Raw genomic sequence first — 13,596 nt, 5'->3', positions numbered from 1 at the left:
CTCAGCCGCGGCGCCGGCGGGCCTGCCACAGGGCGGCGCCGCCGAGTACCAGTACCGCGGCGATCCCGGCGATCAGACCGACGGACGGCCCGTCCTCGTCCCGCTGCCGGGCGTCGGGCGCGGTCTTCCCCTCGTCGGGCCCGGTCTTTCCCTCGTCGCCTGCGGAGACCTGCTCGCCGCAGCCCGACTCCGGGTAGCCGGCGACGGCGCAGAGCAGCGCGTCACTGCCGTAGCGCAGCGGCTTCGCTACGGCGGCGAGCGCCTCCGCCGACGTGCCGTCCTCGGGGATCTGCGCACAGGCGGTACGCGCCTTCGGCGGGGTCTCGCCCTTGGGTGCGTCCTCGGCCGTGCCGAAGTCGAGGACGAGCGCCACCCGCTTCGTGCCGTCCTCGGCCGGGGTGTCCGCGCAGATCCGTCCGAAGTCGGCCGCGCCGCGCGGCTTGGCGGCGTCCTTCGAGTCGGCGCTCACGGAGAACCGGAAGCCCTCGACGTCCCCGTCGGCGGGCTTGGCGGACGACGGCCCCTGGGTCGCGTACTGCCAGGCGCCGTCCTGGTGGTACCAGAAGGACCAGTACCGGTATCCGGCGGCGTGGGCGGGGGAGGCGCCCGCGATGAGCAGGACGAGGAGGACGAGCCAGCCCGCCCGGCGGCGGGCGCTCACAGCTGGTTCTTCTTGTTGCGGCCGCTCAGCAGGAACCCGAAGCCGACGCTCGCGATGAAGAACACGCCGATGACCCACCACGGGCTCAGGCCGCCGTCCTCGTCCTTCTTCTCCTCGGCCGCCGCGTCCTCCTGCTGCGGGGCGGGGCCGGTGGCGTTGAGGGAGCGGACCAGGTCGGTCGCGCCGAAGTCCGCGGGGTTCGTGCCGGTCGCGTGGGCGGCGAAGATCAGCTGCGCGTAGGCGGCGGGGCCGTTGTCCTTGGCCCACTTCGCGGCGTGCTTCTGCAGCCAGTCCGTGGACTGCTTCGCCTGGTCGCCGAGGCCGGCCGCGGCCAGCGCGACGACCGCGTCGGCCGTGTTGCCGTAGTCCGGCTGGTTCTCGGAGCCCGGCAGCGCGGACGTGAGGTGGTCGTTCTCGGCGAGCTCGGCGGCCAGGTACGCGGCGCCGTTGCGCGCGGCCTGCGCCACGTCCTTGGGGTCGGCGCACTTCGCGGGCTCGGCGGGCTTTTCCGCGGGCTTCACCACGAGGCCCTGGTCGAGGGAGCCGAGGACGCCCGCGGCGGTGGCGTCGGCGTTGGCGGCGAGCTTGCCGGTCTTCATGTCGGCCAGGCCGAACGCGCCGTCCTCGCCCTTGCCGCAGCCGAGCGCGAGCTTCGGCAGGGCGTCGTGCGCGGACTTGCCCTGCTGCGACTTCACCTCGGCCGGCTTCTCCCCGGCGGCGACGAGGGCGCCGACGACGATGCCGGTGGAGTTGGCGTCGCTGGGCAGGCCCGGGTTGTAGCCCCAGCCGCCGTCCTGGTTCTGCACGGACTTCAGCCAGCCGACGGCCTTCTTGACGGTGGTGTCCTGCCCGCCGAGCGCGCTCAGGGCCTGCACCGCGGCGGCCGTGGAGTTGGAGTCGACCTGCGTCTTCGCGTCGCAGGGCTCGCTCGGGTCGGCGCGGAAGGCCGCGAAGCCGCCGCTGTTGCACTGCTGACGGGTCAGCCAGTCCACGGCCTTGCGCGCGGGCTTCACCCCGACGGTGTCCTGCGCGAGCAGCGCGTACGACTGCCGGAAGACGCCGTCGAACTTCGGGTCCTTGTCGCCGTACAGGCCGGAGGGCAGGTCCGCCGAGGAGTCGGGCGAGGGCGTGTCCGCGGCGTGGGCGGCGGGTACGGCGGCGCCGAGGAGCAGGGCGGTGGCAGCGGCGGCGGCCGCGCTGCGGCGAACGTTCATGATCGGGGCGGGGCCTCTCCTGCGGGGAGCAGGGGCGCGGACCCGCGCGGGGACCGAGCTCCGGCTCCGTATACCTCGACGGATCGCCGTACGGCGACGGGAGCGCACGCCCGGGCGGGGCATTCCGGCTCGCCGATGCGCGGTCGCGGTCGGCTCACGGCTGCGGGTCAGCGCCGGGCTTCCACCGGCTTCCCCCCGTACGGGCGTGTGATGACCCGCCCACTCTACCGGTCGGTCACCCGGGACCACCGGGCCCCGGGGCCACCGGGCCGGGGCGCCGGGAGGGGGCTCAGCGGGAGGGGGCTCAGAACGTGCCTTCCGTATTCACCGGGCCGACCTGGAAGATGTCGGAGCAGATCTTCCACTCGGCCGGGACGAGGACCGCGGTGTACGAGGCGGGCGGATAGACCCTCAGGTAGGTGCCGGTGCGCAGGCACGGGCCGTCGACGGGGCCGGTGGCGGTGCGGACGGTCGCGGTGACGGTGCGTGCCGGGGCGATGGTGACGGTGTCGTAGGGCTTGCCGTTCCGGTCGGCGGCGGGGCCGATCTGGTGGTGGGTGGTGTCGAGGACGCTGACGCCGGGGAAGCCGCGCAGGGTGCAGCTCGTGGTGCTGGTGTTGGTGAACCGGATCGGCCAGTACAACGAACCCGCCGCGCCTTCCTTGCGGCCCATGGACAGGTACAGGTCGCTCACGGTGCAGGTGCGGGAGGTGGAGGGGGCCGAGGTGGCCTCCGGGGCCGCTGTGGTGCCGCCCGCCGAGCCGGCGGCCGTGAGTCCGGCAAGCCCCGCGAGGGCGGCGGTCAGTGAGACGGCGGTGGCCCGCCGGGAGAAGTGACGCGAACGAATAAACATGACGCATCCACCTTCATCGGGCGAAGGGGTGAAGGGGGCGAAGGGGGTGAGGGGGCGAGGGGGCGAGGGGGGAGAGGGTGATATGCAGACATATTTTAGGACGCGCCGCCTGCGCGAACGGTTGCACGGCCCGGTCGCCGCTCACACCGCCACGTAGGAAACCGGCTCGCTCCCCGGCACCGCCTCCGCGAGCCCCAGCTTGACCAGGCGGCGCAGGTGGGCCTCCGCCTCGGAGACGGCGATGGTGCGGGAGCCGTGCGGGATCTGGTCCCAGGGCCGGTTCCACTCCATCCGCTCGGCGATCTGCCAGGGCGAGAGCGGTGCGGCGAGGAGTGCGCGCAGGTCGCGCAGGCGGGCCTCGTGGTGGTCGAGGAGTTCGTCGACGCGGGCCCGGGAGCCGGTGAACGCGTGCTGGTGCGCGGGCAGCACCTCCGCGACGCCCAGCCGGCCGATCCGCTCCAGGGAGTCCAGATAGTCGCCGAGCGGGTCGATCTCGGTGGCGCCCGCGTCGTCCGGGTCCTCGTACAGGCCGATGTGCGGGGTGATGCCGGGCAGCAGGTGGTCGCCGGAGAAGAGCCGGCCGCGGCCGGGCAGTCCGGCGGGGTGCTGCTCGTCGAGGTGCAGGCAGACGTGGCCGGGGGTGTGGCCCGGCGTCCAGATGGCGCGCAGGCGGCGGCCCGCGAGGTCGAGGAGTTCGCCGGGGGCGATCTCGCGGTCGGGTAGGGCGGCGTTCAGGCCGGGCAGCGTGCGCATCCGGCCGGAGGCGCGGGCTGCGCGCAGCGGCGCGAGGTGGGCGTCGGGCGCCCCGGCGGCGGCCAGCTTCCCGGCGAGGTAGTCGAGCCAGCGGGCGGGTTCCTGCGCGCGGGTGCGGCGTACGACATGGGCGTCGGCGGCGTGCATCGCGATCCACGCGCCGGAGGCCTCGCGCACGCGCCCGGAGAGGCCGTGGTGGTCGGGGTGGTGGTGCGTGACGAGGACGCCGTGCAGCTCCTTGACCTCAGTCCCGCACGCGGCGAGCCCGGCGACGAGCGTGTCCCAGGCGTCCGGGTCGTCCCAGCCGGCGTCGACGAGGACGGGCCCGCGGTCGGTGTCGAGGAGGTGGACGAGGGTGTGGCCGAGCGGGTTGTCCGGGATGGGCACCTTGATGCTCCACACGCCGCCGCGGTGGTCGATCACCTGCGTCATCGGACTCCCCCGCTCCGGTTTGGGCGCTCTCGGCCGCCGCTCGCGCGTCCGGCCACCTCGTCCGGCCACTATAACTAGAACCAGTTCCAATGGTTGCCCAATGCGCCTCTCCCGCAGGCTTGTTGAGTCCGCAAGGTTGTTGAGTCCGTGGACGTGGACTAGTGGAACTAGAACTGGTATCAGTTCTGATAGCGCGTCAGATACGGTACATCCCCCGGGAGGAAACCGGCCATGACCGAGCTCGTGGAGCATCAGAAGCTGTTCATCGGCGGGAAGTGGGCGGACCCCCACGGCCGGGACGTGATCGAGGTGGTCTCCCCGCACACCGAGGAGGTCGTCGGGCGGGTGCCGCACGCCGCGCCCGCCGATGTGGACCGGGCCGTAGCCGCCGCCCGCCGCGCCTTCGACGACGGTCCCTGGCCGCGGATGTCGCTCGACGAGCGGATCGAGGTCGTCGCCCGCATCAAGGACGCCTTCGCCGTGCGGCACGAGGAGATCGCCCGCGTCATCAGCGCGCAGAACGGCACCCCGTACACGTCGAGCATCATGGTGCAGGCGCTCGCCGCGATGATGGTCTGGGACGCCGCGATCGCCACCGCCCGCGACTTCCCGTACGAGGAGAAGCGCGATGGTGTCCTCGGCAAGCTGCTCGTGCGGCGCGAGCCCGTCGGGGTGGTCGCGGCCGTGGTGCCGTGGAACGTCCCGCAGTTCACCGCCGCAGCGAAGCTCGCGCCCGCGCTGCTCGCCGGCTGCCCCGTGGTCCTCAAGGTCTCGCCGGAGACGCCGCTCGACGGCTATCTGCTCGCCGGGATCGCCGCCGAGGCGGGGCTGCCCGAGGGGGTGCTGTCCGTGATACCCGCCGACCGCGAGGTCAGCGAATATCTCGTCGGGCACCCCGGTGTCGACAAGGTCTCCTTCACCGGGTCGGTCGCGGCGGGCAAGCGTGTGATGGAGGTCTGCTCGCGCCATCTCACCCGCGTCACCCTGGAGTTGGGCGGAAAGTCGGCCGCGGTCGTACTCCCGGACGCGGACGCCGCGACCGCCGTGCAGGGCATCGCGCCCTTCGCCTGGATGATCAACGGCCAGGCCTGCGTGGCCCAGACCCGCATCCTCGTGCCGCGCAGCCGCTACGACGAGTTCGCCGAGGCCTTCGCGGCGGCGGCCTCAGGGCTGAAGGTCGGCGACCCGCTCGACCCGGCCACCGAACTCGGCCCGCTCGTCGCGCGGCGCCAGCAGCAGCGCTCCCTCGACTACATCCGGATCGGCCAGGAGGAGGGCGCCAAGATCCTCGCGGGCGGCGGGCGTCCGGCGGGCCTGGAGAAGGGCTGGTACGTCGAACCGACCCTCTTCGGCGACGTCGGGAACTCCATGCGGATCGCCCGCGAGGAGATCTTCGGCCCGGTCATCTGCCTCATCCCGTACGGCGACGAGGCCGAGGCCGTGAAGATCGCGAACGACTCCGAGTACGGGCTGAGCGGCAGCGTGTGGACCGCCGATGTCGAGCGCGGCATCGACATCGCCCGGCAGGTCCGCACCGGCACGTACAGCGTCAACACCTTCAGCCTCGACATGCTCGGCCCCTTCGGCGGCTACAAGAACTCCGGCCTGGGGCGGGAGTTCGGGCCCGAGGGGTACGGGGAGTACTTCGAGCACAAGATGATCCATCTGCCGTCCGCGTATACATCAGCCGCTGACGCGGCGGGTGAGGGATGAGGTGCTGCGACGATGGGTGACCGCTGGCAGGTCGAGGTGGACCGGAGCCTGTGCATCGGGTCCGGGATGTGCGTGAACGCTGCCGCTGAGGCGTTCAGGCTGGACGCGGCGCGGCAGTCCCACCCGGTCTCTGAGGAGACGGATGCCGACGAGGAGGTGCTCGCGGCTGCGGAGGGGTGCCCGGTGGAGGCGATCGCCATCACGGTCCTGGGGACGGGAGAGCCCGTGTTTCCGCCGGAGGAGTAGGGGCTGAGGCCGTCCGGGGCCCGCTACCTGGGCGCTGCGCCCCCAGACCCCGCTCCATCGGCCTTGCGGCCTCGTCCTCAAGCTCCCCCAGCCTTCGGCCGGGAGGTGCCCCCGGACGGGCTGGACTCTGTCAGGTCGATCAGCCTGCACACCGTCTCGATGTCGATCTTCACCTGGGCGATCGAGGCTCGCCCCGACAGCCAGGTGATGAGCGCCGAGTGCCAGGTGTGCTCGATGACGCGGACCGCGGAGAGCTGCTGCGGGGTCGGCTCGGCGTCCAGGCCCATCGCGTCCAGGATGATCGCCGTGGTGAGCCGCGAGACGGTGTCGACCTCGGGGGAGACGGAGCGGTCCGCGAAGGTCAGCGCGCGCACCATCGCGTCGGCCAGGTGCGGCTCGCGCTGCAGGGCGCGGAAGGCCCGCATCAGCGTCTCGGCGACCCGCTCGGCCGCGTCGTCCCCGGCGGGCGGGCGCTTGCGCAGCGTCGTGTGCATGTGCTGGAGCTGGTCCTGCATCGTCGCGACCAGCAGGTGCACCTTGGAAGGGAAGTAGCGGTAGAGCGTGCCGAGGGCGACGCCGGCGGCCTCGGCGACCTCGCGCATCTGCACCGCGTCGAACCCGCCCCTGCTGGCCAGTTGCGCACTGGCGTGCAGGATGCGGCGCCGCCGGGCTTCCTGACGCTCGGTCAGGGGAGGGGATGCCGCGCCGGGGCCCTTCGCTTCCACTTCCGCAGTCATATGTCCCGTTCCGTGATGCCGATTCCGGAGGGTCTGGGACCGGCCCAGGCCGTGGCCGGAATGTACCGGCCTGGCGGTCCGAGACCGCGAGGGGCACAGCATGGCAGGGGCCCCGCCGTGGCGCGAATCACCCGAGCCGGGTCTTCCGGTCTGGTTACCTGCCGGTAAATTCGATGCTCCTCAAGCGATCAAGTCTGAAACTTGTTCTAGGTTAGCGTCCCGACGTAGTGTCGCGGGAGCCGCAGGGAGAAGGGGGCCGCGCGTGACCGCTGAGGCCATGGAGACAGGCCCCGGAACGGGCCGTGCGGCGGGGACCCTCACGGGCCCCGGCGTGATTGCGACGCGGGGCGGCGACCGCCCGCTGCGGATCGCGATGCTCACCTACAAGGGGAACCCGTTCTGCGGCGGCCAGGGCGTGTACGTCCGCCACCTCTCCCGCGAGCTGGCCCGCCTCGGCCATCACGTCGAGGTCATCGGCGCGCAGCCCTACCCCGTGCTCGACGGGGGCGTCCCGCTCACCGAGCTGCCCAGCCTCGACCTGTACCGCAGCCCCGACCCGTTCCGCACGCCGAAACGCGAGGAGTTCCGGGACTGGGTGGACGCGGTCGAGTTCGCCACGATGCGCACCGGCGGCTTCCCCGAACCGCTCACGTTCTCGCTGCGCGCCCGCCGCCATCTCGCCGCCCGCCGCGGGGAGTTCGACGTCGTGCACGACAACCAGACCCTCGGGTACGGGCTGTTGGGCGGCCCCGCCGCGCTCGGCGCGCCGCTGGTGACGACCATCCACCACCCCATCACCGTCGACCGGCAGCTGGAGATCGACGCCGCCGCCGACTGGAAGGGCCGCCTCTCCAAGCGCCGCTGGTACGGCTTCACGCGCATGCAGAAGCGCGTCGCCCGCCGGCTGCCCTCCGTGCTCACCGTCTCCGGCACCTCGCGTCAGGAGATCGTCGACCACCTCGGCGTCCGCCCCGACCGCATCCACGTCGTGCACATCGGGGCCGACACCGACCTCTTCTCGCCCCACCCGGCGGTGCCGGAGGTGCCGGGGCGGATCGTGACGACGTCCAGCGCCGACGTACCGCTCAAGGGACTCGTCCATCTCGTCGAGGCGCTCGCCAAGGTGCGGGCCGAGCAGCCCGACGCCCATCTCGTCGTCGTCGGCAGGCGCGCCGAGGACGGGCCGGTCGCCGCGGCCATCGAGCGGTACGGCCTCGAAGGCGCCGTCGAGTTCGTGAAGGGCATCTCCGACCGGGAGCTGGTCGACCTGATACGCAGCGCGCAGGTCTCCTGTGTGCCGTCGCTGTACGAGGGCTTCTCGCTGCCCGCCGCGGAGGCGATGGCGACGGGGACGCCGCTGGTTGCGACCACGGGTGGCGCCATCCCCGAAGTCGCCGGTGCGGACGGCCGTACGTGCCTCGCGGTGCCGCCCGGCGACGCGGGGGCGCTGAGCGCTGCGCTGTGCCGGGTGCTCGGGGACCGGGAGTTGAGGCTGCGCCTCGGGGCCGCCGGGCGCGAGCGGGTGCTCGCGAAGTTCACCTGGGCGCGGGCGGCGGAGGGGACGGCTGAGCGGTACCGGGCGGCGATGGAGCGGTCGGCCGTGGTGGGTACGCGATGACGTTTCCCCTGACCCGCCCCTTCCCGAAAGTCCTGCCGGACGGGGCGTCCCGCACCCGACCAGCCCAGCAGTACCCCCATCACCCCCACCACCCCCGACACTCCCGAGGCAGGACCCTTTGCTGACCGTCGACTTCACCCGCTTCCCGCTCGCCGCGGGCGACCGCGTCCTCGATCTGGGGTGCGGCGCCGGGCGGCACGCCTTCGAGTGCTACCGGCGCGGCGCGCACGTCGTGGCGCTCGACCAGAACGGCGAGGAGATCCGCGAGGTCGCCAAGTGGTTCGCCGCCATGAAGGAGGCAGGGGAGGCCCCCGAGGGCGCGACCGCCACCGCCATGGAGGGCGACGCGCTCCGACTCCCCTTCCCCGACGAGTCGTTCGACGTCGTCATCATCAGCGAAGTGATGGAGCACATCCCCGACGACAAGGGTGTGCTCGCCGAGATGGTGCGGGTGCTGAAGCCCGGCGGCCGCATCGCCGTGACCGTGCCGCGCTACGGCCCGGAGAAGGTCTGCTGGACGCTCTCCGACGCGTACCACGAGGTCGAGGGCGGCCACATCCGCATCTACCGGGCGGAGGAACTGCTCGGCCGCATGAAGGAGGCCGGGCTCAAGCCGTACGGCACGCACCACGCGCACGCGCTGCACTCCCCGTACTGGTGGCTCAAGTGCGCCTTCGGCGTGGGCAGGGACGGTAAGGACGCAGCGCTGCCGGTGCGCGCGTACCACAAGCTGCTCGTCTGGGACATCATGAAGAAGCCGCTCGCCACCCGCGTCGCCGAGCAGGCCCTCAACCCGCTGATCGGCAAGAGCTTCGTGGCGTACGCGACCAAGCCGCACCTGCCGAAGCTCCCCGACGAGGCCGTGGCGGACGCTTCGTGACGACGCCCCGTACCGACCACCTCGTCCTGCCCGGGGTCCTCACCGCCGAACAGGCCGCGCACACGGTCCGCGGCATCCTCGCCGGGCAGCGCGACGACGGCGCCATACCGTGGTTCCGCGGCCACCACCTCGACCCGTGGGACCACATCGAGGCCGCCATGGCCCTGGACACGGCCGGCGAACACGAGGCGGCCGCGCGCGCGTACGACTGGCTGGCCCGGCACCAGAATCCGGACGGCTCCTGGTACGCGGCGTACGCCGACGGGGACTTCGAGCGGCCCACCGATCGCAGCGTGGAGTCCAACTTCTGCGCGTACGTCGCCGTAGGTGTCTGGCACCACTACCTCGCCACCGGGGACGACGCGTTCCTGGACCGGATGTGGCCGACGGTCGCCGCGGCGGTGGAGTGCGTGCTCGCGCTCCAGCAGCCCGGCGGCGAGATCGGCTGGAAGCGTGACCCCGTCGACGGGAACGGCAGTGGCGGCACCGTCGTCCCCGACGCGCTGCTCACCGGCTGCTCCTCCATCCACCAGGCGCTGCGCTGCGCCCTCGCCATCGCCGAGGCGCGCGAAGAGCCGCAGCCCGACTGGGAGTTGGCGGCCGGCGCACTCGGCCACGCGATCCGCCGGCACCCCGAGCGCTTCCTCGACAAGGACCGCTACTCCATGGACTGGTACTACCCGGTCCTGGGCGGCACGCTGACGGGCGTCGAGGCGAAGGCCCGGATCGAGGAGGGCTGGGACCGTTTCGTCGTCCCCGGCCTCGGCGTCCGCTGCGTCGTGCCCAACCCGTGGGTCACCGGCGGCGAGTCCGCCGAACTCGCGCTCGCCCTCTGGGCGATGGGGGAGTCCGACCGCGCCCTGGAGATCCTCCAGTCCATCGGGCACCTGCGCGACGAGCGTACGGGGCTCTACTGGACGGGGTACGTGTTCGAGGACGCGGCGATCTGGCCCGACGAGCAGACCGCCTGGACGGCGGGAGCGGTGCTGCTCGCGGTGGCGGCGCTCGGCGGACACGAGGCGACGTGCGCGGTCTTCGGAGCGGGGCGCCTGCCGACGGGGCTTGAGCCGGACTGCTGCTGAGGGGGGGGCGGGCTCGCTCGGCTCGCGTCCCGGCCGGGCCCCGACAGGGGCGCGGGGAACTGCGCGACCAGCCACGACGAAAGCCGCAGACGAGAGGCGACCCCGGGGCTCGGGGCGGCAGCCCCGACGAAACCGAGCCCCGGTCAACGGCAAGCAGCGGACGACCCGTTACCCGTTCAGCTCCGCCAGCACCCGCAGCGTCACCCGGTCCGGCGCGAGGACCAGCAGGTCGGTCACCGGGCCCTTGCGCCACAGCTCAAGCCGTTCCGCGATCCGTTCGCGCGGCCCGACCAGCGAGATCTCGTCGGCGAACGCGTCCGGCACGGCGAGCACGGCCTCCTCCCGGCGCCCCTCGGCGAACAGCTCCTGGACCCGCCGGGCCTCGGCCTCGTACCCCATACGGGCCATCAGGTCGGCGTGGAAGTTCTTCGCCGCGTGGCCCATGCCGCCGATGTAGAAGCCGAGCATCGCCTTCACCGGGAGCAGCCCTTCGGCCACGTCCTCGCAGACCCTGGCCCGCGCCATCGGGGCGATCCGGAACCCGTCCCGGAGGCCGTCGAGGGACGCCTCGTACACGTCCGTCCGCAGCGGCGACCAGTACAGCGGCAGCCAGCCGTCGGCGATCCGCACCGTCTGCGCGATGTTCTTCGGGCCCTCCGCGCCGAGGAAGACCGGCAGGCCGGCCCGGAGCGGGTGGGTGATCGGCTTGAGCGGCTTGCCGAGGCCGGTGCCGTCGGCGCCGTCGTACGGGTGCGGGTGGAAGCGCCCGTCGAGCGCGACCGGGCCCTCGCGGCGCAGGACCTGGCGGATCACGTCCACGTACTCGCGGGTCGCGGTGAGCGGGCTGCGCGGGAACGGCCGCCCGTACCAGCCCTCCACCACCTGCGGCCCGGAGAGCCCGAGGCCGAGGGCCATGCGGCCGCCGGAGAGGTGGTCGAGGGTGAGGGCGTGCATCGCGGTGGCGGTCGGCGTACGGGCCGCCATCTGCGCGACGGCCGTGCCGAGTCCGATGGTCGAGGTGTGCGCGGCGATCCAGGTCAGCGCGGTGAACGCGTCCGAGCCCCAGGCCTCCGCCGTCCACACGGAGGAGTAGCCGAGCCGCTCGGCCTCCTGCGCCAGGGCGATGTGCTCCGCGTCGGGGCCGCGCCCCCAGTAACCGAGTGCGAGCCCGAGCCGCATGCGCCCTCCCGACCGAACACCGCCTTCTGACGGTACGTCAGTTCTCTTGTGCGGGCCGACTGTACGGGCGTTGCCGCGACATGGCAACGGCCCCCCGCTCCGCGTACGGAACAGGGGGCCGCGAACAGCGGACCGGGTCAGCCGCGCTGGATGCCCGTGGTGTCCTGGAGCACGCCACGACGGCCGTCCTGGGTCTGGGCGACCAGGCCGGGGCCGCGCTGCTCGACCGCGAGGTACCAGGTGCCCGGCGCCAGCTCGGCGATCGGGGTGGGGTTGCCGTCCTCGGCGTACAGCGGGCGCTGCACCGGCACGGCGAACCAGAACGGGGCGAAGTCGCCGCCGGCGGCCGGGGCCTGCGCCTGGGCCGCCTGCGCGCCCTGGTCCTGCGGGGCGGCCTGCTGGCCCGGGACCGGCTGGCCGCCGTAGGACGGCTGCTGCTGGCCGGGGTAGGGCTGCTGGCCCTGCTGGCCCTGCTGGGCGCCCGGGTAGCCGTACCCGCCCTGCTGCGGCTGGCCGCCGTACATCGGCTGCGGCTTCGGGGCGCCCATGAGGTCGGCGCTCAGGGCCGGGACGAGCGGGGTGGCGACGGCGCCGCCGGCGAGGGCGAGCGAGGCGATGAGGCCGAGGATGATGGCCGGGCCGGCGCCCGAGGCGTCGAGGATCGTCCAGAAGAACTGCCAGGCGACGGCCACCGTGAAGGCGATGCCGACCTGGTTCAGCTCCAGGCCCGCGATCTTGCGCGGCTGCGGCATCGCCCGGTGCACGACGATCAGGGCGGCACCGATGATGCCCACCATGTACATGCCGATGGCGTTGCCCAGGAACTCCCACGGGGTGATGGAGAGACCGGAGTCGCCGCTGGTGGTGTTGAGGAAGGAGGCGATGAACAGCAACACCGCTGCTCCGATCACCACTGCGTCGCCTCGAGTGAGAGAGCGGAAGTTCACTTCAGGTCCTTCGTAGATCGTCGATCGTCGAGTCGTCAGGCGTCGCTGTCGCCGGTACGCGGGGTGCGAAGCGTGGGGGTTTGGATGACCCCCCATCGTACGGATGACAATATCGCCCGGCGGGCCGGGGTGTCTGGCCGGTATAAAGACCGCCACCCGACTGTGATCCGCCCAGTTCACGCACCCGGACCCGCCCGTTTCACGCACCCCAGGAGGCCTCCGTGACCGTCCCCGACCCCGCCCCCGACCCCGTCCCCGACCCCGCCCCCGACCTCGTCCCCGGCCTTGTCTCCGTGCCTGCGGAACCCAAGCCCGGGATCATGGACGCGTTCCAGGCCGCGAAGGGTTTCATGCCGGTCGACGAGGGGCTGGCGCTGTACGCGGCCGCCGTGCAGGCCGGTGCCCTGGGGCTGCCGCTCCTGGAGGTCGGCACGTACTGCGGGCGTTCCACCGTGCTGCTCGCGGACGCGGCGCGCGCGTGCGGTGTGACAGCTGTCACGGTCGACCATCACCGCGGCAGCGAGGAGCAGCAGCCGGGCTGGGAGTACCACGACCCGGAGGTGGTCGACCCCGAGCTCGGCGTCATGGACACGCTGCCCACCTTCCGCCGCACCCTGCGCCGGGCGGGTCTTGAGGGCCACGTGGTCGCGGTCGTGGGGCGTTCGCCGCAGGTGGCGTCGGTCTGGGGCGGCAAGGTGGGCCTCGTCTTCATCGACGGCGGCCACACCGACGAGCACGCCACGGCGGACTACGAGGGCTGGGCGCCGCACCTCGCCGAGGGCGGCCTGCTCCTCATCCACGACGTCTTCCCGGACCCGGTGGACGAGTTCACGGGCCAGGCCCCGTACCGCGTCCACCTGCGGGCGCTCGCCTCCGGCGCGTTCACGGAGGTCTCGGCGCACGGGTCCCTGCGGGTGCTGCGGCGGACGGGGGCCGGGATCTGATTCCGCCCCGGCGTCCCGGTTAGGCTCGCAGGCGTGTCGTACGACGATCCGGACAACCCCTCGCCCGCCTTCGCGACCCCCGCGCACCGTCCCCGGCGCCGCCGCGGCCTGATCGCCGTCGCCGCGCTCGTCCCGCTGGGGCTTGCGGGGTGGCTGCTGTGGTCGGGCCTGAGCGGGTCCGGGGGGACGGGGAAGGGACCGGCGCCCGCGAGGCAGGACCCGTCGGCGCCCGCATCGTCGCCGACGGAATCGACGGACCGCGACGGATCCGCCGGGTCGGATGAAACCGCCGGAACCGGTGAAAGCGGTGCAACCACCGAAACCGGTGCAACCGGCC

13 protein-coding genes, 1 pseudogene and 1 riboswitch are annotated in these 13,596 nt (G+C 73.0%); of the genes and pseudogenes, 7 read left to right on the top strand and 7 right to left on the bottom strand.

What is annotated here, in order from left to right:
* Position 1: 1 nt before the first annotated feature.
* The 4 genes from QIS99_RS26265 to QIS99_RS26250 all read right to left on the bottom strand — a co-directional run bounded on the left by QIS99_RS26265 (position 2) and on the right by QIS99_RS26250 (position 3,913).
* Positions 2–661: an SCO2322 family protein gene (locus tag QIS99_RS26265; RefSeq protein WP_282516134.1), complete on the bottom strand. Its 660-nt coding sequence runs from the start codon at positions 659–661 to the stop codon at positions 2–4.
* Positions 658–1,875, bottom strand: a complete 1,218-nt coding sequence (locus QIS99_RS26260; RefSeq protein ID WP_282516133.1) for a prenyltransferase/squalene oxidase repeat-containing protein — start codon at positions 1,873–1,875, stop codon at positions 658–660. Before QIS99_RS26260 ends, QIS99_RS26265 begins: the two co-directional genes overlap by 4 nt.
* A gap of 118 nt (positions 1,876–1,993) precedes the next feature.
* Positions 1,994–2,069: riboswitch (cobalamin riboswitch) on the bottom strand.
* A gap of 110 nt (positions 2,070–2,179) precedes the next feature.
* On the bottom strand, positions 2,180–2,728 hold the full coding sequence (locus tag QIS99_RS26255) for a DUF4232 domain-containing protein (RefSeq protein ID WP_282516132.1): 549 nt from the start codon (positions 2,726–2,728) through the stop codon (positions 2,180–2,182).
* 141 nt (positions 2,729–2,869) lie between these two features.
* Positions 2,870–3,913 (bottom strand): MBL fold metallo-hydrolase, encoded by a 1,044-nt coding sequence (locus QIS99_RS26250; RefSeq protein ID WP_282516131.1) that lies wholly within the window; start codon positions 3,911–3,913, stop codon positions 2,870–2,872.
* Between the two features lie 231 nt (positions 3,914–4,144).
* Between QIS99_RS26250 and QIS99_RS26245 the strand changes: the two genes are divergently transcribed.
* Together QIS99_RS26245 and QIS99_RS26240 are read left to right on the top strand one after the other, a co-directional pair.
* Positions 4,145–5,626, top strand: a complete 1,482-nt coding sequence (locus tag QIS99_RS26245; RefSeq protein WP_282516129.1) for an aldehyde dehydrogenase — start codon at positions 4,145–4,147, stop codon at positions 5,624–5,626.
* A gap of 12 nt (positions 5,627–5,638) precedes the next feature.
* A complete protein-coding gene (locus QIS99_RS26240) occupies positions 5,639–5,872 on the top strand; it encodes a ferredoxin (RefSeq protein WP_282516128.1) in 234 nt (77 codons plus the stop codon).
* Positions 5,873–5,949: 77 nt separating this feature from the next.
* On the opposite strand, the gene QIS99_RS26235 is transcribed toward QIS99_RS26240, so the two are convergent.
* The gene (locus QIS99_RS26235; RefSeq protein ID WP_282516127.1) at positions 5,950–6,609 is read right to left on the bottom strand and encodes a TetR family transcriptional regulator; all 660 of its coding nucleotides are present in this window, start codon (positions 6,607–6,609) and stop codon (positions 5,950–5,952) included.
* A gap of 262 nt (positions 6,610–6,871) precedes the next feature.
* Here QIS99_RS26235 and QIS99_RS26230 point away from each other — a divergent pair, with 262 nt between their 5' ends.
* From QIS99_RS26230 to QIS99_RS26220, 3 genes are all read left to right on the top strand, one after another.
* Positions 6,872–8,227 carry a glycosyltransferase family 4 protein gene (locus QIS99_RS26230; RefSeq protein ID WP_408909637.1) on the top strand — a complete coding sequence of 452 codons (1,356 nt, stop codon included), beginning with the start codon at positions 6,872–6,874 and terminating at the stop codon, positions 8,225–8,227.
* 118 nt (positions 8,228–8,345) lie between these two features.
* Positions 8,346–9,107, top strand: coding sequence for a class I SAM-dependent methyltransferase (locus tag QIS99_RS26225; protein WP_282516126.1), 762 nt, complete (start codon positions 8,346–8,348; stop codon positions 9,105–9,107).
* Positions 9,104–10,189: a prenyltransferase/squalene oxidase repeat-containing protein gene (locus QIS99_RS26220; protein WP_282516125.1), complete on the top strand. Its 1,086-nt coding sequence runs from the start codon at positions 9,104–9,106 to the stop codon at positions 10,187–10,189. The genes QIS99_RS26225 and QIS99_RS26220 overlap by 4 nt, the downstream gene beginning before the upstream one ends.
* A 168-nt stretch (positions 10,190–10,357) precedes the next feature.
* Here the strand turns inward: QIS99_RS26220 and QIS99_RS26215 are convergent, their stop codons facing one another.
* Positions 10,358–11,368: an LLM class F420-dependent oxidoreductase gene (locus QIS99_RS26215; RefSeq protein WP_282516124.1), complete on the bottom strand. Its 1,011-nt coding sequence runs from the start codon at positions 11,366–11,368 to the stop codon at positions 10,358–10,360.
* Between the two features lie 137 nt (positions 11,369–11,505).
* On the bottom strand, positions 11,506–12,315 hold the full coding sequence (locus tag QIS99_RS26210) for a hypothetical protein (protein WP_282516123.1): 810 nt from the start codon (positions 12,313–12,315) through the stop codon (positions 11,506–11,508).
* Positions 12,316–12,608: 293 nt separating this feature from the next.
* On the opposite strand from QIS99_RS26210, the gene QIS99_RS26205 reads away from it, so the two are divergent.
* On the top strand, positions 12,609–13,259 hold the full coding sequence (locus QIS99_RS26205; protein ID WP_282516194.1) for a class I SAM-dependent methyltransferase: 651 nt from the start codon (positions 12,609–12,611) through the stop codon (positions 13,257–13,259).
* Positions 13,260–13,292: 33 nt separating this feature from the next.
* Positions 13,293–13,596 (top strand): annotated as a pseudogene (locus QIS99_RS26200) (hypothetical protein); the annotation flags it as partial.

It is taken from the genome of Streptomyces solicavernae (assembly GCF_029968095.1).
GTDB classification, from domain to species: Bacteria; Actinomycetota; Actinomycetes; order Streptomycetales; family Streptomycetaceae; genus Streptomyces; species Streptomyces solicavernae.
The sequence above is the reverse complement of the archived record's forward strand: the minus strand, read 5'-3'. Positions and strand labels throughout refer to the sequence as shown.